General features: G+C 60.1%; 16 protein-coding genes. 12 read left to right on the top strand and 4 right to left on the bottom strand.

Annotation, left to right across the window (positions count from 1 at the left end; all coding sequences use genetic code 11):
• Window positions 1-233 precede the first annotated feature (233 nt).
• Window positions 234-1,478 (bottom strand): HlyC/CorC family transporter, encoded by a 1,245-nt coding sequence (locus HYI44_RS23395; protein ID WP_225570630.1) that lies wholly within the window; start codon window positions 1,476-1,478, stop codon window positions 234-236.
• Between the two features lie 12 nt (window positions 1,479-1,490).
• Window positions 1,491-2,303, bottom strand: a complete 813-nt coding sequence (locus HYI44_RS23390; protein WP_045059143.1) for an inner membrane protein YpjD — start codon at window positions 2,301-2,303, stop codon at window positions 1,491-1,493.
• Between the two features lie 195 nt (window positions 2,304-2,498).
• Here HYI44_RS23390 and ffh point away from each other — a divergent pair, with 195 nt between their 5' ends.
• From ffh to HYI44_RS23340, 10 genes are all read left to right on the top strand, one after another.
• The gene (ffh, locus tag HYI44_RS23385; RefSeq protein WP_007897558.1) at window positions 2,499-3,875 is read left to right on the top strand and encodes a signal recognition particle protein; all 1,377 of its coding nucleotides are present in this window, start codon (window positions 2,499-2,501) and stop codon (window positions 3,873-3,875) included.
• A gap of 249 nt (window positions 3,876-4,124) precedes the next feature.
• Window positions 4,125-4,376 (top strand): 30S ribosomal protein S16, encoded by a 252-nt coding sequence (gene rpsP, locus HYI44_RS23380; protein WP_045059142.1) that lies wholly within the window; start codon window positions 4,125-4,127, stop codon window positions 4,374-4,376.
• Window positions 4,377-4,381: 5 nt separating this feature from the next.
• Window positions 4,382-4,918 (top strand): ribosome maturation factor RimM, encoded by a 537-nt coding sequence (gene rimM / locus HYI44_RS23375; RefSeq protein ID WP_008014731.1) that lies wholly within the window; start codon window positions 4,382-4,384, stop codon window positions 4,916-4,918.
• Entirely contained in the window at window positions 4,900-5,673 is a 774-nt protein-coding gene (trmD, locus tag HYI44_RS23370; RefSeq protein WP_154503229.1) for a tRNA (guanosine(37)-N1)-methyltransferase TrmD, read from the top strand. The genes rimM and trmD overlap by 19 nt, the downstream gene beginning before the upstream one ends.
• Before the next feature lie 45 nt (window positions 5,674-5,718).
• Window positions 5,719-6,069: a 50S ribosomal protein L19 gene (gene rplS, locus HYI44_RS23365; RefSeq protein WP_003175895.1), complete on the top strand. Its 351-nt coding sequence runs from the start codon at window positions 5,719-5,721 to the stop codon at window positions 6,067-6,069.
• 197 nt (window positions 6,070-6,266) lie between these two features.
• The gene (gene xerD, locus HYI44_RS23360) at window positions 6,267-7,163 is read left to right on the top strand and encodes a site-specific tyrosine recombinase XerD (RefSeq protein ID WP_122837640.1); all 897 of its coding nucleotides are present in this window, start codon (window positions 6,267-6,269) and stop codon (window positions 7,161-7,163) included.
• 255 nt (window positions 7,164-7,418) lie between these two features.
• Window positions 7,419-8,150, top strand: coding sequence for a bifunctional protein-disulfide isomerase/oxidoreductase DsbC (gene dsbC, locus HYI44_RS23355; protein WP_122837641.1), 732 nt, complete (start codon window positions 7,419-7,421; stop codon window positions 8,148-8,150).
• Between the two features lie 133 nt (window positions 8,151-8,283).
• On the top strand, window positions 8,284-9,588 hold the full coding sequence (locus HYI44_RS23350; RefSeq protein ID WP_092281511.1) for a homoserine dehydrogenase: 1,305 nt from the start codon (window positions 8,284-8,286) through the stop codon (window positions 9,586-9,588).
• Window positions 9,589-9,654: 66 nt separating this feature from the next.
• Window positions 9,655-11,064 carry a threonine synthase gene (gene thrC, locus HYI44_RS23345; protein ID WP_122837642.1) on the top strand — a complete coding sequence of 470 codons (1,410 nt, stop codon included), beginning with the start codon at window positions 9,655-9,657 and terminating at the stop codon, window positions 11,062-11,064.
• A 220-nt stretch (window positions 11,065-11,284) separates the two neighbouring features.
• Window positions 11,285-11,572, top strand: coding sequence for a DUF3509 domain-containing protein (locus HYI44_RS23340; RefSeq protein ID WP_122838606.1), 288 nt, complete (start codon window positions 11,285-11,287; stop codon window positions 11,570-11,572).
• 170 nt (window positions 11,573-11,742) lie between these two features.
• Here the strand turns inward: HYI44_RS23340 and HYI44_RS23335 are convergent, their stop codons facing one another.
• Both HYI44_RS23335 and HYI44_RS23330 read right to left on the bottom strand, forming a co-directional pair.
• Window positions 11,743-11,964, bottom strand: coding sequence for a hypothetical protein (locus HYI44_RS23335; protein WP_122837643.1), 222 nt, complete (start codon window positions 11,962-11,964; stop codon window positions 11,743-11,745).
• A complete protein-coding gene (locus HYI44_RS23330) occupies window positions 11,945-13,144 on the bottom strand; it encodes a CaiB/BaiF CoA transferase family protein (protein WP_225570629.1) in 1,200 nt (399 codons plus the stop codon). Before HYI44_RS23330 ends, HYI44_RS23335 begins: the two co-directional genes overlap by 20 nt.
• 145 nt (window positions 13,145-13,289) lie before the next feature.
• Between HYI44_RS23330 and HYI44_RS23325 the strand changes: the two genes are divergently transcribed.
• Entirely contained in the window at window positions 13,290-13,832 is a 543-nt protein-coding gene (locus tag HYI44_RS23325) for a YaeQ family protein (RefSeq protein ID WP_007897614.1), read from the top strand.
• A 66-nt stretch (window positions 13,833-13,898) separates the two neighbouring features.
• The gene (gene recJ / locus HYI44_RS23320; protein ID WP_122837645.1) at window positions 13,899-15,608 is read left to right on the top strand and encodes a single-stranded-DNA-specific exonuclease RecJ; all 1,710 of its coding nucleotides are present in this window, start codon (window positions 13,899-13,901) and stop codon (window positions 15,606-15,608) included.
• Window positions 15,609-15,834 lie beyond the last annotated feature (226 nt).

Below are 15,834 nucleotides of genomic sequence, written 5' to 3'. Positions count from 1 at the left end.
CCCAGTGGAGCGAATTATTATGGTTGAACACCCAGGGATGTGGGTTTAACGCGAAGTGCGGGTAGCACTGGGGTAGGGCGGCGCTTGGGTAAGCGGCTTGATTATAGGAAGGTGGCTAACGATTCAACAAGAGGCAAAAAGATCGTCCGATCGCGGCCCGAGCCTTCGGCAGCTCCTACGTTTGGAATGCGTTCCACTGCAGGAGCTGCCGAAGGCTGCAATCTTGTGGCTATCTAGCGCACGGGCGCGACCGCAGGCACCGAGCTGGTGTGCCAGACCAGCACCTGGGTCACACGGTTATCCTCGGTCTCGAGAATCTCCAGCCGATAACGGCCGATCTTCAGGCATACCGAGCTCTCCGGAATGGTCTCCAGGGCTTCGGTCACCAAGCCGTTGAGCGTCTTCGGCCCGTCGCTGGGCAGGTGCCAGCCCAGGCTCTTGTTCAGCTCACGAATCGACGCGGCGCCTTCGATCATCAGTCGGCCATCAGGCTGTGGATGAACGTGGGGGTTGTCCAGGCTGTGCTGGCTTTCAAACTCGCCAACGATCTCTTCGAGGATGTCTTCCAGGGTGACAATGCCGAGCACTTCGCCGTATTCGTCCACCACCATGCCCAAGCGTCGCTGTTGCTTGTGGAAGTTCAGCAGTTGCAGCTGCAGCGGCGTGCTCTCCGGCACGAAATAGGGCTCGTGACAGGCCGCCAGCAGCGCTTCGATCGTCAGGCTGGCATCGGCCAGCAGATGGCGGATCTGCCGGGTATTGAGCACCGCTTCAACCTGGTTGATATCGCTGTGGAACACCGGCAGGCGTGTGCGCCGGTTGTTGCGCAGCTGCTCGATGATCTCCTGGAGATCGTCGTCGAGGTTGATCCCGTCGACATCGCTGCGTGGCACCAGGATGTCGTTGACCGTGATGTTATCCAGCGCATGGATGCCCGCCAGCACGTGCGGGCGGCAGGATGCGTGTTCCTGGTCTTCGTGCCGATCCGAGGCGGCTTCGTCTTCGCTCTGCTGCACCACTTTGACTTTGCGGGCGAATGGGCGCATCAACAATTGGCTGAGGCCATTGAGCAACCAGGCGGCGGGGTAGACGATTTTCAATGGCACGCCGAGCAAGGTGTTGCCCAGGCTCAGGACAGCATCTGGATAACGCACGGCGAGGGTGCGCGGCAGGTATTCGGCGAACACCAGCAGGATCGCGCCCGCGCCGAGGCACGCTGCCCAAGGGCCATTCTCGGCCCAGGTGAAGATCGCCAGCAGGGTGCTGATCACCATCACCAGCGCGCGGCACAAGGTGTTGCAAAGGATCAGGCTGTTGAGCGCGAAGCTCAGCCTGGCCACGGGCTTGTCGCTCGAGCGCGAAGCGGTGCGCTGCGCCAGCAGGTGTTGTTGCGCGACTTCAATGGCGGTGAACAGCCCCGACCACAAAATCAGCAGGGCGATCACTGCGAGCATCGGCCCTATGGGCAAGTCGTCCATTATTGCCGCCCGTCAGATGTGCAGAATGTATTCACGAACCAGCTTGCTGCCGAAGTAGGCCAGCATCAGCAGGCAGAAGCCGGCCAGGGTCCAGCGGATGGCCTTGTGTCCGCGCCAGCCGAGGCGATTGCGGCCCCACAGCAGCACACTGAACACGATCCAGGCCAGGCAGGCCAGCAGGGTTTTGTGCACCAGGTGCTGGGCAAACAGATTCTCGACGAACAGCCAGCCGGAAATCAGCGACAGCGACAGCAACGTCCAGCCGGCCCAGAGGAAGCCGAACAGCAGGCTTTCCATGGTTTGCAGCGGCGGGAAGTTCTTGATCAGGCCGGAAGGGTGCTTGTGCTTGAGCTGATGGTCCTGGACCAGCAGCAGCAACGCCTGGAACACCGCGATGGTGAACATTCCGTAGGCCAGGATCGACAAGAGTATATGCGCCAGGATACCCGGCGCTTCGTCGATGATCTGCACGGTGCCGGCGGGGGCGAATTGCGCGAGCAGCACCGTGGCGGCGCCCAGCGGGAACAGCAGGATCAGCAGGTTCTCCACCGGGATGCGCGAGCATGCCAGCAGGGTCAGGGCAATGACTGCTGCGGCAATCAGGCTGGCGGCGCTGAAGAAATCCAGGCCCAGGCCGATCGGCGTCAACAGGTGGGTCAGCAGGCTGGCGCTGTGAGCCAGTACGGCCAGAACACCGAGCGTGACCAGCAGGCGTTTGTTCGCCTTGGCGCCGGACGCCAGGCGAGTGCCCTGATAGATGGTCGCAGCGGCGTAGAGGCAGGCGGCGGCGAGGGTAGTTAGCAAGCTGGGTGACAAGGGGAGCATAAATCCTGTTAGGCAAGCCCGAAAGGCGCTGAGTTTGGCATAGAACCCTCATCACACGAAAGTGCGAGGTGTCCGCCAGACGCAGTCTTCGCTATAATCCGCGACCTGCCCACGCCGCAGGCTCGCCGAGCACATGTTTATTCCGGTCTGGGCCGCCATTATCCCGGTCTACACAGGGCCTGAAAGGATCGCGCAATGTTTGAAAACTTAACCGACCGTCTCTCGCAGACGCTGCGCCATGTCACCGGCAAGGCCAAGCTGACCGAAGACAACATCAAGGACACCCTGCGTGAAGTGCGCATGGCGCTGCTCGAGGCCGACGTGGCCTTGCCGGTGGTCAAGGACTTCGTCAATTCGGTCAAGGAACGTGCCGTCGGCACCGAGGTGTCACGCAGCCTGACCCCGGGCCAGGCGTTCGTGAAGATCGTCCAGGCCGAACTCGAAAGCCTGATGGGCGCGGCCAACGAAGACTTGAACCTGAGCGCCGTGCCGCCTGCTGTCGTGTTGATGGCCGGTTTGCAGGGTGCAGGTAAAACCACTACCGCCGGTAAACTTGCGCGCTTCCTTAAAGAGCGCAAGAAGAAGTCGGTGATGGTCGTGTCTGCGGACGTTTACCGTCCGGCAGCGATCAAGCAGCTGGAAATGCTTGCCGGCGAAGTGGGCGTGACCTTCTTTCCGTCCGACCTGAGCCAGAAACCGGTCGAGATTGCGCAAGCCGCTATTAAAGAAGCAAAGCTCAAGTTCATTGATGTGGTCATCGTCGATACCGCCGGTCGCCTGCACATCGACGAAGAGATGATGGGCGAGATCAAGGCGCTGCACGCCGCGATCAACCCGGTAGAAACCCTGTTCGTGGTCGATGCCATGACCGGCCAGGACGCCGCCAATACGGCCAAGGCCTTCGGCGACGCATTGCCGCTGACCGGCGTTATCCTGACCAAGGTCGACGGCGACGCCCGTGGCGGTGCCGCACTGTCGGTCCGCGCCATCACCGGCAAGCCGATCAAGTTCATCGGTATGGGCGAGAAGAGCGAAGCGCTCGAGCCGTTCCACCCCGAGCGTATTGCTTCACGCATCCTTGGCATGGGCGACGTGCTCAGCCTGATCGAGCAGGCCGAACAGACCCTCGACAAGGACAAGGCCGACAAGCTGGCCAAGAAGCTGAAGAAGGGCAAGGGCTTCGATCTCGAAGACTTCCGCGATCAGCTGCAACAGATGAAGAACATGGGCGGCCTCGGCGGCCTCATGGACAAGCTGCCGAACATCGGCGGTGTGAACCTGGCGCAGATGGGCAATGCCCAGGGCGCGGCAGAGAAGCAATTCAAGCAGATGGAAGCCATCATCAATTCCATGACCCCGGCCGAGCGCCGCGACCCTGAGCTGATCAGCGGTTCGCGCAAGCGCCGGATCGCCATGGGTTCCGGCACCCAGGTGCAGGACATCGGTCGCTTGATCAAGCAGCACAAGCAGATGCAGAAGATGATGAAGAAATTCTCCGCCAAGGGCGGAATGGCCAAAATGATGCGCGGCATGGGCGGTATGTTGCCCGGCGGCGGCATGCCCAAGATGTAAAGAATCTGCGCAAGGGCTTGCCCTTGCGCTGCCCACAGCGATGTGGGATCAACAGCAAACCCGCACTTGGCGGGAGCTGACTGGCCGTTTTAAACGACGGCTCTATAGCAAATCTGCATGGCGTCCGATAGGCCGCCGGAAAAAGACATTTGCAAAAGTCCGGATATTCCTTAGAATATGCGGCCTTTCGGGCACCTATGCCCGCTGTGCCTTTAGATTTGCAGCACCGACTACAGGAACGATGTTCACATGCTAACAATCCGTCTTGCCCTTGGCGGCTCCAAAAAGCGCCCGTTTTACCACTTGACCGTAACCGACAGCCGCAACCCGCGCGACGGTTCGCACAAGGAACAGGTTGGTTTCTTCAACCCTGTTGCTCGTGGTCAAGAAGTCCGTCTGTCCGTGAACCAAGAGCGCGTAGCCTACTGGCTGAGCGTTGGTGCACAGCCTTCTGAGCGTGTTGCTCAGTTGCTGAAGGACTCGGCTAAGGCTGCGGCCTGAGCAATATGAACGCGACGCCTGCTGTTGCTGATGATTTGATCGTTATCGGCAAGATCTACTCTGTTCATGGCGTTCGCGGCGAAGTGAAGGTGTATTCCTTTACTGATCCGACTGAAAACCTGTTGCAGTACAAAACCTGGACGCTCAAGCGTGAAGGCAATGTGAAACAGGTTGAGCTGGTCAGTGGACGCGGGAACGACAAGTTCCTGGTCGCAAAGCTCAAAGGTCTTGATGACCGTGAAGAAGCTCGTCTTCTGGCCGGTTATGAGATCTGTGTGCCGCGCAACCTGTTCCCTGAATTGACCGACGGCGAGTACTACTGGTACCAGCTCGAAGGTCTGAAGGTTATTGATCAACTGGGGCAACTGCTCGGGAAGATCGATCATCTTCTGGAAACCGGCGCCAATGATGTAATGGTGGTCAAGCCTTGCGCTGGCAGCCTGGACGATCGCGAACGCCTGTTGCCCTATACGGAGCAATGCGTGTTGGCCGTTGACCTTGCCGCAGGCGAGATGAAGGTGGAATGGGATGCGGACTTCTAAGCGTGGCTAACTTGCGCGTAGAAGTGATCAGTTTGTTTCCCGAGATGTTCTCCGCCATCAGCGAGTACGGCATCACCAGTCGTGCGGTGAAACAGGGGCTCTTGCAGCTCACCTGTTGGAATCCGCGAGACTACACGACGGATCGACATCACACTGTGGACGATCGCCCATTTGGCGGTGGCCCGGGCATGGTGATGAAGATCAAGCCCCTGGAAGATGCTCTGGTTCAGGCCAAGGCAGCAGCCGGGGAGGCGGCGAAGGTGATTTACCTGTCCCCCCAAGGCCGTCAACTGACACAGTCGGCGGTACGCGAGTTGGCGAATTTGGATGCATTGATCCTGATTGCCGGCCGCTATGAAGGCATTGACGAGCGTTTTATAGAGGCTCATGTCGATGAAGAGTGGTCGATTGGCGACTATGTACTGTCTGGCGGCGAGCTGCCGGCGATGGTCCTGATCGATGCGGTTACACGACTGCTGCCTGGAGCTTTAGGGCATGCGGACTCCGCCGAGGAAGATTCCTTTACGGATGGTTTGCTGGATTGCCCGCACTACACCCGACCTGAGGTGTATGCGGATCAGCGTGTTCCCGACGTGTTGCTAAGTGGCAATCACGCGCATATCCGGCGTTGGCGTTTACAGCAGTCCCTTGGTAGGACCTTTGAACGACGCGCCGATCTTCTGGAAAGCCGCTCGCTTTCTGGAGAAGAGAAGAAGCTGCTCGAGGAATACATCCGCGAGCGGGACGATAGTTAACAACGTATCGATGGTAAGTCCGTTGATTTACCTTAGGAGCACAGCATGACTAACAAAATCATCCTTGCACTCGAAGCAGAGCAGATGACCAAAGAGATCCCTACCTTTGCCCCGGGCGACACCATTGTCGTTCAGGTGAAAGTGAAGGAAGGCGACCGTTCGCGTCTGCAAGCGTTCGAAGGTGTTGTTATCGCCAAGCGTAACCGCGGCGTAAACAGTGCTTTCACCGTTCGTAAAATCTCCAACGGTGTTGGCGTAGAGCGTACTTTCCAGACCTACAGCCCGCAAATCGACAGCATGGCCGTTAAACGTCGCGGTGACGTACGTAAAGCCAAGCTGTACTACCTGCGTGACCTGTCCGGTAAAGCAGCTCGCATCAAGGAAAAACTGGCTTAAGTCCAGCTTCCGATGCAAAAAAAGCAGCCTGCGGGCTGCTTTTTTGTTGCCTGCGATTTACTGGTGGGCGCGTTAGATGCGGCGATCCGACTTGGCACGCGAGTCGATCGACCAGGCAGCGCGTTGACATCAGGTTCTATAAACCCCCAGCAGTCTATGAAAGACTTACCGACAGTTGATCTGTCACCTGAGCCTTTATGCCCGCCATCGAACATCCATTGATAGACCAATTCCTCGACGCGTTGTGGCTGGAGAAAGGCCTGTCGGACAACACGCGCGATGCGTATCGCAGTGACCTGGCCTTGTTCAACGGCTGGCTGCAGGAGAAGGGCCTGGAGTTAATCAACGCCGGCCGCGAGTTGATCCTCGATCACCTGGCCTGGCGCCTGGAGCAAAACTACAAGCCACGGTCCACGGCGCGTTTCCTCTCGGGAGTGCGTGGCTTTTATCGCTATCTGCTGCGGGAAAAGTTGATCGCAGTCGACCCGACCTTGCGTATCGATATGCCGCAACTCGGCAGGCCATTGCCCAAATCCTTGTCAGAGGCCGATGTCGAGGCGCTGCTGAAGGCGCCGGACCTGAGCGAAGCCATCGGCCAGCGCGACCGCGCCATGCTCGAGGTGTTGTATGCCTGTGGCCTGCGGGTAACGGAGCTGATCAGCCTGACCCTGGAGCAGGTCAACCTGCGCCAGGGCGTGCTGCGGGTGATGGGCAAGGGCAGCAAGGAGCGGCTGGTGCCGATGGGGGAGGAGGCGATTGTCTGGGTCGAGCGCTACATGCGCGACGCTCGAAGCGAGTTGCTCGGCGGGCGTCCCAGTGATGTGCTGTTTCCCAGCCTGCGCGGTGAGCAGATGACCCGCCAGACGTTCTGGCATCGTATCAAGCACCAGGCGAAGGTGGCGGGTATCGGCAAGTCGCTGTCGCCGCACACCCTGCGCCACGCGTTTGCTACGCACCTGCTCAACCACGGCGCGGACCTGCGGGTGGTGCAGATGTTGCTCGGCCACAGCGACCTGTCGACCACCCAGATTTACACCCACGTCGCCCGTGCCCGCCTGCAGGACCTGCACGCCAAACATCATCCCAGAGGTTGACGCAAATCCTGTAGGAGCGAGCTTGCTCGCGATGGTCTCAATAGCACCGCGTTGAACCAGAGAGCATGCGTTATCGTTAACGACCATCGCGAGCAAGCTCGCTCCTACAGGGCCCAGCAATGTCTTGCGTCAGGCGCATTCGGCCACACGAGCCTTATGTGGTAGGCTTTGCCGGTTTGCACGGTGGGCGGTTGTGACCCGGTGCCTTGGCACGGGCGTTCTGATCGTCCCATTTGTCCGCCTTCAGGAGTTCTCATGCGTCTGACCCAGATTTTCGCCGCCGCAGCCATTGCGTTGGTCAGCACCTTTGCCGTCGCCGATGACGCGGCCGACAAAGCCATTCGTAAAAGCCTGGAGAACCTCCAGCTTGAGGTTCCGGTAGAAAGCATCTCCGCCAGCCCCCTGGCAGGCCTGTACGAAGTCAGGTTGCAAGGCAGCCGGGTGCTCTATGCCAGCGCCGATGGCCAGTACGTGGTTCAGGGCTACATGTTCCAGCTCAAGGACGGCAAGCCGGTCAACCTGACCGAGAAAACCGAGCGCCTGGGCGTTTCCAAGCTGGTCAATGCCATTCCGGTCGCTGAAACCGTGGTCTACCCGGCCATTGGCGAAACCAAGTCGCACATCACCGTATTCACCGACACCACCTGCCCGTACTGCCACAAGCTGCACGCCGAAGTGCCTGAGCTGAACAAGCGTGGCATCGAAGTGCGTTATGTCGCGTTCCCGCGCCAGGGCCTGGGCTCGCCGGGCGACGAACAGCTGCAGGCGGTCTGGTGCTCCAAGGACAAGAAAGCGGCCATGGACAAGATGGCCGACGGTAAGGAAATCAAGGCCGCCAAGTGCGAGAACCCGGTTTCCAAGCAATTCGCGCTCGGTCAGTCGATTGGCGTGAACGGTACACCGGCTATCGTTTTGGCTGATGGACAGGTCATTCCGGGCTACCAGCCTGCGCCACAAGTCGCCAAACTGGCGCTGGGCGCGAAGTAGATTCGCATCGTCACGGTCAGCCTTTGACGATCATGGTCCGGCGGCAGTTGCGCCGGGCCATTAATAGAGAACCGCGAGCATGCGGTTGTTTTCACGGCCGGCCTTGCGTCGGCCGTTTTATGGGGAGTTCACAGTGAAACCGGTCAAAGTAGGCATCTGTGGGTTAGGAACCGTCGGTGGCGGTACCTTCAACGTACTTCAGCGCAACGCCGAGGAAATTGCTCGTCGTGCCGGGCGTGGGATCGAAGTGGCACAAATTGCCATGCGCACGCCAAAGCCTCAGTTCCAAACGACCGGTATTGCGATTACCAACGATGTCTTCGAAGTGGCCACGAACCCTGAGATCGACATCGTCATAGAGCTGATGGGCGGCTATACCGTTGCCCGCGAGCTGGTACTCAAGGCCATCGAGAATGGCAAGCATGTGGTCACCGCGAACAAGGCACTGATTGCCGTTCACGGTAACGAAATCTTCGCCAAGGCACGCGAGAAAGGCGTGATCGTGGCGTTCGAAGCAGCAGTGGCCGGTGGCATCCCGGTGATCAAGGCGATCCGTGAAGGCCTCTCGGCCAACCGCATCAATTGGGTCGCCGGTATCATCAATGGCACTGGCAACTTCATCCTCACGGAAATGCGCGAGAAGGGTCGCACCTTCGAAGACGTGCTCGCCGAGGCGCAGGCACTGGGTTACGCCGAAGCCGATCCGACTTTCGACGTCGAAGGCATCGATGCAGCCCACAAGCTGACGATCCTGGCCTCCATCGCATTCGGCATTCCGCTGCAATTCGACAAGGCCTACACCGAAGGCATCACCAAGCTGACCACCGCTGACGTGAACTACGCCGAAGCGCTGGGCTATCGCATCAAGCACCTGGGTGTCGCCCGCAGCACTGCAGCGGGTATCGAGTTGCGCGTGCACCCGACGCTGATTCCGGCCGATCGCCTGATCGCCAACGTCAATGGTGTGATGAACGCTGTGATGGTCAACGGTGATGCTGCCGGTTCGACCCTGTTCTATGGCGCTGGTGCCGGCATGGAGCCGACTGCCTCGTCGGTGATCGCCGACCTGGTAGACGTGGTTCGCGCCATGACCTCCGACCCGGAGAATCGTGTGCCGCACCTGGCCTTCCAGCCCGACTCGCTGTCGGCCCACCCGATCCTGCCGATCGAAGCTTGCGAAAGTGCCTACTACCTGCGGATTCAAGCCAAGGACCACCCGGGCGTACTGGCCCAGGTGGCGAGCATCCTGTCGGAGCGCGGCATCAACATCGAATCGATCATGCAGAAAGAAGTCGAAGAGCATGACGGCCTGGTGCCGATGATCCTGCTGACTCACCGTGTGCTGGAACAGCACATGAATGATGCCATCGCCGCCCTGGAAGCCCTGGCGGGCGTGGTCGGTCCGGTGGTACGGATCCGCGTCGAGCACCTGAACTAAGCCGTTATCGTTCACCGGGCTCGCGTGCGGGCCCGGGTTTGCGAACACTGTCTATTGGAGCCAGTCATGCGTTATATCAGTACCCGCGGCCAGGCACCGGCCCTGAATTTCGAAGATGTCCTGCTGGCCGGTCTCGCCACCGACGGCGGTCTGTACGTCCCGGAAAACCTGCCACGTTTCACCCAGGAAGAAATCGCGTCCTGGGCCGGCCTGCCTTATCACGAACTGGCTTTCCGGGTGATGCGCCCGTTCGTGACCGGGAGCATTCCCGATGCGGACTTCAAGAAGATCCTGGAAGAAACCTACGGCGTGTTTTCGCACAGCGCCGTCGCGCCGCTGCGTCAGCTGAACGGCAACGAGTGGGTCCTGGAACTGTTCCATGGCCCGACCCTGGCGTTCAAGGACTTCGCCCTGCAGCTGCTCGGGCGTCTGCTCGACTACGTGCTGGAAAAACGCGGGGAGCGCGTGGTGATCGTCGGTGCAACTTCCGGCGACACCGGCTCGGCCGCCATCGAAGGCTGCAAGCACTGCGAAAACGTCGACATCTTCATCCTGCACCCGCACAACCGCGTGTCCGAAGTGCAGCGTCGGCAGATGACCACCATCTTCGGCGAGAACATCCACAACATCGCCATCGAAGGCAACTTCGACGACTGCCAGGAAATGGTCAAGGCCAGCTTCGCTGACCAGAGCTTCCTCAAAGGCACTCGCCTGGTGGCAGTGAACTCGATCAACTGGGCGCGGATCATGGCCCAGATCGTTTACTACTTCCACGCGTCCCTGCAGTTGGGCGGGCCGGCCCGCTCGGTATCGTTCTCGGTGCCTACCGGTAATTTCGGCGACATCTTCGCCGGCTACCTGGCGCGCAACATGGGCCTGCCGATCAACCAGTTGATCGTCGCCACCAACCGCAACGACATCCTGCACCGCTTCATGAGCGGCAACCAGTACGTCAAGGAAACCCTGCACGCCACGCTGTCGCCGTCGATGGACATCATGGTGTCGTCGAACTTCGAACGCCTGCTGTTTGACTTGCACGGTCGTAACGGTGCGGCGATTGCCGGGCTGATGGACAGTTTCAAGCAAGGTGGCGGTTTCAGCGTCGAAGAAGAACGCTGGACCGAAGCGCGCAAGCTGTTCGACTCCCTGGCCGTGGACGACGCGCAAACCTGCGAAACCATTGCCGAAGTCTACGAACAGACTGGCGAGTTGCTCGACCCCCACACCGCGATCGGCGTCAAGGCCGCCCGCGAGTGCCGTCGCAGCCTGGACATCCCGATGGTGATCCTGGGCACCGCGCACCCGGTCAAGTTCCCGGATGCGGTGCTGAAGGCCGGCGTCGGCAAGGCCCTGGAACTGCCAGTGCACCTGACCGACCTGTTCGAGCGCGATGAGCGCTGCACCGTGCTGCCCAATGACCTGAAAGCCGTCCAGGCGTTCGTCAGCCAGCATGGGAATCGCGGTAAACCGCTGTAGGCCCAAAGCCTCGAACTGAAAAGCCCGTCTTCTGACGGGCTTTTTCGTTCATGCAGCGCGCCGCTGTTTTTTTCCTGTCATCTTCGTCATGCATGCTTCAACTACCAGAGGCGTCGACGTCCCTGCGGATACCATTCAGAACTTTCTTCTGAGGCCGATGGTCATTTACAGTAGACCTGCCCCAGGCACTTTGTTTTCGGACTAATGAGTGGTGATCGATTTGGAAAGTATCAGTCTATTGCTCGCAGAGGCGCTGAGCCCGTATCAAGTAACGCTGACCCCATCGGGTCTGCACGGCGAATGCCTGGTGACTCTGAAGAGTTCAACCGGCGCGATCGTGGTCGAACGGGCTTTCAACCAGACTCAGTTGAGCGACAAGCGCTTGCTCACGGACGTGGTCGACGGTTTGCGCCGCGACTTGATGATTGCCGAAGGTCGTCTGGAACCCTGTGTTATCGCGGCGTTGCGCAACGCTGCACAGGACAAGCTGCTCGCCAGTCGAAATTGAATCGCATCTTGCGGGAACCTAATCCCGGGATCGCCAGTCAGAGTATGTAACAGCAGGAACAAGCATTGTGCTCCGGTGCCTGGCGCTTGCTGTTACTGGTCTTTATGTAGGCCACGTTTAACCCCGAGTCGTCTCCCCACTTCTCGGGGTTTCTTTTTGCCTGCGATTTGTCACGGCAGCGCCGGGTGCTCGAAAAATGCTCGAGTGTCCTTCAGGCTGCCGGTGGCCACATTGCCATCGTGGAAGTCGCGCAGCACCCAGATCAGCGTGTCCCTGGCCTGCGCCAGGTTGGGCGAGACCAGCCCGGCCAACAACGCAATAGCCGCCAGGGCCAGGCGGTTGTGCGGTGCGGGTGGCAACAGGCGTTTGAGCTTAAATGGCTCCGTCTTCACGCAGTTTGGTGATCTGGACCTGGTCGTAGCCAAGGTCGTTGAGTACCTGCGAGTTGTGTTCGCCCAGTTGGGGGCCGACCCATTCTGCGGATCCCGGGGTCTCGGAGAGTTTTGGGACGATCCCGGGCATCTTGAAGTCTTTGCCATCTGGCAGTTTGGCCTGGAGGAACATCTCCCGGGCCAGGTATTGCGGGTCCGCGAACATGTCTTCGGCACTGAAGATTCGGCTGGCCGGTACTTCGGCCTGGTTCAGTTGCTCGATGATGGCGTCCAGGGGCAGTGAGTTGGCCCAGCGGTCGATGACCCCGTAGAGCTCGTCGCGCCGGGTGTCGCGCCCGTCGTTGCTGGCCAGGACTGGGTCATTGGCCAGGTCCTCGCGGCCGATGATCAGCATGAAGCGCTTGAAGATCGCATCGCCGTTGGCGCCGATCTGCACGTGCTTGCCGTCGGCGCTGGTGTGGATCGAGGAGGGCGTGATGCCCGGCATGATGTTGCCGGTACGTTCGCGGATGAAGCCGAACACGTCGAACTCCGGCACCATGCTTTCCATCATGGCGAAGATCGCTTCATACAATGCCACGTCCACTACCTGGCCCTGGCCACCGTTGACCTCACGATGACGCAACGCCATCAGCGCGCCGATCACGCCCCAGAGGGCGGCGATCGAGTCACCAATGGAAATGCCGGTGCGCACGGGTGGGCGATCCTCGAAGCCGGTGATGTAGCGCAGACCGCCCATGGACTCGCCAACCGCACCAAACCCTGGCTGATCCTTCATTGGCCCGGTCTGGCCGAATCCCGACAGCCGCACCATCACCAGCTTGGGGTTCAAGGCGTGCAGGACATCCCAGCCCAGGCCAAGCTTTTCCAGGACGCCGGGGCGGAAGTTCTCGATGAGGATGTCTGCTTCGCCGAGCAGCTTTTTCAGGACGGCCAGGCCTTCGGGGTGCTTGAGGTTCAGCGTCAGGGACTTTTTATTGCGCGCCTGGACGAACCACCACAGCGAGGTGCCTTCATAGATTTTGCGCCATTTGCGCAATGGATCACCGCCGTCGGGCGATTCGACCTTGATCACCTCAGCGCCGAACTCGCCGCAAATCCGCGACGCAAAGGGCCCGGCGATCAGGGTGCCCAATTCGATGACTTTCAAGCCTGAGAGCGGTTTGGCGGTGAACGGCATGCTGGATCCTGTAGGACAAAGGCTGGCTGATAGAGCGTTTTAGCATAGCCGGGCGTCAGTCGCCCAAGGTTCATCGCTACAATTCGTTGATTGGTGGTCGCATCGGTTAGACTTGCCGCCTTTCCTCGTATCAAGAAGCCCGTTCATGGCCCAGCCGTCCACGACCTACAAGTTTGAACTGAACCTTACCGACCTCGACCGCAGCGTTTACGAGAGCGTGAAGCAGACCATCGCCCGTCACCCTTCGGAAACTGAAGAGCGCATGACTGTGCGACTGCTGGCCTACGCCTTCTGGTACAACGAGCAGCTGTCTTTCGGTCGCGGTCTGTCGGACGTAGATGAGCCTGCCCTGTGGGAAAAGAGCCTGGACGATCGCGTTCTGCACTGGATCGAAGTCGGCCAGCCAGACGCCGATCGCCTGACCTGGTGTTCGCGTCGCACCGAGCGCACCAGCCTGCTGGCCTACGGCAGCCTGCGGGTCTGGGAAACCAAGGTGATCCCGGCAATCAAGAACCTGAAAAACGTGCACATCGCAGCTGTTCCTCAGGAAGTCCTCGAGACCCTGGCCAAGGACATGCCCCGCGTCATCAAGTGGGACGTGATGATCAGCGAAGGGACAATTTTTGTGACTGACGACCGTGGTCAGCACGAAGTCCAGCTGCAGTGGCTGAGCGGCGAACGCGGCTGATTGGCCTCGGCCTGTCGCGATAATCGGTTTTTTTCCTAAGTATTCAAGAGAAGCACCCGTCACCCCATGCGCATCGAACCTCGCCAGCTGCCCGACATCCTGCCTTTTCTCGGTGATATCCCGCCCCTGTTGACCCGCTTGTACGCGGCACGGGGCGTGCAGTCCGAGGCCGAACTGGACAAGAGCCTGGCGCGGCTGATCCCGTTCCAGCAACTCAAGGGCATCGACGCCGCGGTGGAGTTGCTGGTGACTGCTCTGGAGCAGCGCCAGCGCATCCTGATCGTTGGCGACTTCGATGCCGATGGCGCGACCGCCAGCACCGTAGGCGTGCTGGGGCTGCGCCTGCTGGGCGCCGCCCACGTCGACTATCTGGTGCCCAACCGTTTTGAGTACGGCTACGGCCTGACGCCGGAAATCGTCGAAGTGGCGTTAACCCGGACCCCGCAGTTGCTGATTACCGTGGACAACGGCATCTCCAGCGTTGAAGGCGTCGCGGCGGCAAAAAAGGCCGGGCTGCAGGTGCTGGTCACCGATCACCACTTGCCCGGCGATGAGTTGCCGCTGGCCGATGCCATCGTCAATCCGAATCAGCCAGGTTGCACTTTCCCGAGCAAGGCGCTGGCGGGTGTCGGCGTGATTTTCTACGTGCTGATGGCCCTGCGGGCGCGGTTGCGCGACCTCGGCTGGTATGCGACCAAACCGCAGCCAAACATCGGTGAATTGCTGGACCTGGTGGCGCTGGGCAGCGTCGCCGACGTGGTGCCCCTGGATGCCAATAACCGGATCCTGGTGCATCAGGGCCTTGAGCGGATTCGCGCCGGGCGCGCGCGGCCAGGGGTCAAGGCGATTCTCGAAGTGGCCAAGCGTGACCATGCCCGCATCACCTCCACTGACCTCGGTTTCATCGTCGGCCCGCGCTTGAACGCGGCGGGGCGCCTGGATGACATGAGCCTGGGCATTGAATGCCTGCTGACCGACAGCCAGGCCCTGGCCCGGGAAATGGCAGTGCAGCTCGACGGCATGAACCAGGACCGTAAATCCATCGAGCAGGGCATGCAGCGCGAGGCGCTGGCCCAGCTCAAGGATCTGCCGGTGGAGTCCATGCCGTTCGGTTTGTGCCTGTTCGATCCCGAGTGGCACCAAGGCGTGATCGGCATCCTCGCGTCGCGGATGAAGGAGCGTTACTTCCGTCCGACCATCGCTTTTGCCGATGCCGGTGATGGGCTGCTCAAGGGTTCGGGGCGCTCGGTGCAGGGGTTTCATATCCGTGACGCCTTGAGCGTGGTAGCGGCGCAGCATCCGACACTGATCAGCAAGTATGGTGGCCATGCCATGGCGGCGGGTCTGACCCTGCCCGAGGAAAATTTCCCGTTGTTCGCCGAAGCGTTTGACGCTGAAGTGCGTCGACAACTGCGCGAAGAGGACCTGACTGGCCGCCTGCTGTCGGACGGCACTCTGGCGGTCGAGGAATTTCACCTGGAGCTGGCCCGGGCCCTGCGTCATGCCGGCCCATGGGGGCAGCATTTCCCCGAGCCGCTGTTTCACGGGGTGTTCCAGCTGGTGGAGCAGCGTGTGGTCGGTGAACGTCACCTCAAGGTGGTGCTCCGGAGCGAGTGCGGCTCGGTGAAACTCGATGGCATTGCCTTCGGGATCGATCGCGACATCTGGCCCAATCCGACCATCAAGTGGGTGGAGCTGGCATACAAGCTCGACCTCAACGAGTTTCGTGGCAATGAGACAGTGCAGTTGATGATTGCCCACATCGAACCGCGTTGAGCCCATCGCGAGCAGGCTCGCTCCCACAGGATTTGTGTCCATCAAGTGACCAGTATGGGCAAGCTGGAACCGGGGTTTGTGAGCTCCACATGTCCAGTGTGGGAGCGAGCCTGCTCGCGATTCGATCTTTCTGACACCCATTACATCTGAACCCTCCCCGATCCCCCGTTGTCGACTAGGCTCTAAGCACTGCTTGATTTTCCTTGTGACGTCTTGTCGAATTTTT

Origin of the sequence: Pseudomonas sp. Y24-6, from assembly GCF_020295325.1 — a bacterium.
Classification (GTDB): domain Bacteria; phylum Pseudomonadota; class Gammaproteobacteria; order Pseudomonadales; family Pseudomonadaceae; genus Aquipseudomonas; species Aquipseudomonas gregormendelii.
The sequence above is the reverse complement of the archived record's forward strand: the minus strand, read 5'-3'. Positions and strand labels throughout refer to the sequence as shown.

What these genes read in the sequence shown, in the direction of transcription:
- rimM (WP_008014731.1), top strand. Translation starts at nt 4,382, where the DNA reads ATGAACGCGACGCCTGCTGTTGCTGATGATTTGATCGTTATCGGCAAG.
- HYI44_RS23330 (WP_225570629.1), bottom strand. Translation starts at nt 13,144, where the DNA reads ATGCCGTTCACCGCCAAACCGCTCTCAGGCTTGAAAGTCATCGAATTG.
- HYI44_RS23395 (WP_225570630.1), bottom strand. Translation starts at nt 1,478, where the DNA reads ATGGACGACTTGCCCATAGGGCCGATGCTCGCAGTGATCGCCCTGCTG.
- trmD (WP_154503229.1), top strand. Translation starts at nt 4,900, where the DNA reads ATGGGATGCGGACTTCTAAGCGTGGCTAACTTGCGCGTAGAAGTGATC.
- xerD (WP_122837640.1), top strand. Translation starts at nt 6,267, where the DNA reads ATGCCCGCCATCGAACATCCATTGATAGACCAATTCCTCGACGCGTTG.
- recJ (WP_122837645.1), top strand. Translation starts at nt 13,899, where the DNA reads ATGCGCATCGAACCTCGCCAGCTGCCCGACATCCTGCCTTTTCTCGGT.
- rplS (WP_003175895.1), top strand. Translation starts at nt 5,719, where the DNA reads ATGACTAACAAAATCATCCTTGCACTCGAAGCAGAGCAGATGACCAAA.
- thrC (WP_122837642.1), top strand. Translation starts at nt 9,655, where the DNA reads ATGCGTTATATCAGTACCCGCGGCCAGGCACCGGCCCTGAATTTCGAA.
- HYI44_RS23390 (WP_045059143.1), bottom strand. Translation starts at nt 2,303, where the DNA reads ATGCTCCCCTTGTCACCCAGCTTGCTAACTACCCTCGCCGCCGCCTGC.
- rpsP (WP_045059142.1), top strand. Translation starts at nt 4,125, where the DNA reads ATGCTAACAATCCGTCTTGCCCTTGGCGGCTCCAAAAAGCGCCCGTTT.
- ffh (WP_007897558.1), top strand. Translation starts at nt 2,499, where the DNA reads ATGTTTGAAAACTTAACCGACCGTCTCTCGCAGACGCTGCGCCATGTC.
- dsbC (WP_122837641.1), top strand. Translation starts at nt 7,419, where the DNA reads ATGCGTCTGACCCAGATTTTCGCCGCCGCAGCCATTGCGTTGGTCAGC.
- HYI44_RS23325 (WP_007897614.1), top strand. Translation starts at nt 13,290, where the DNA reads ATGGCCCAGCCGTCCACGACCTACAAGTTTGAACTGAACCTTACCGAC.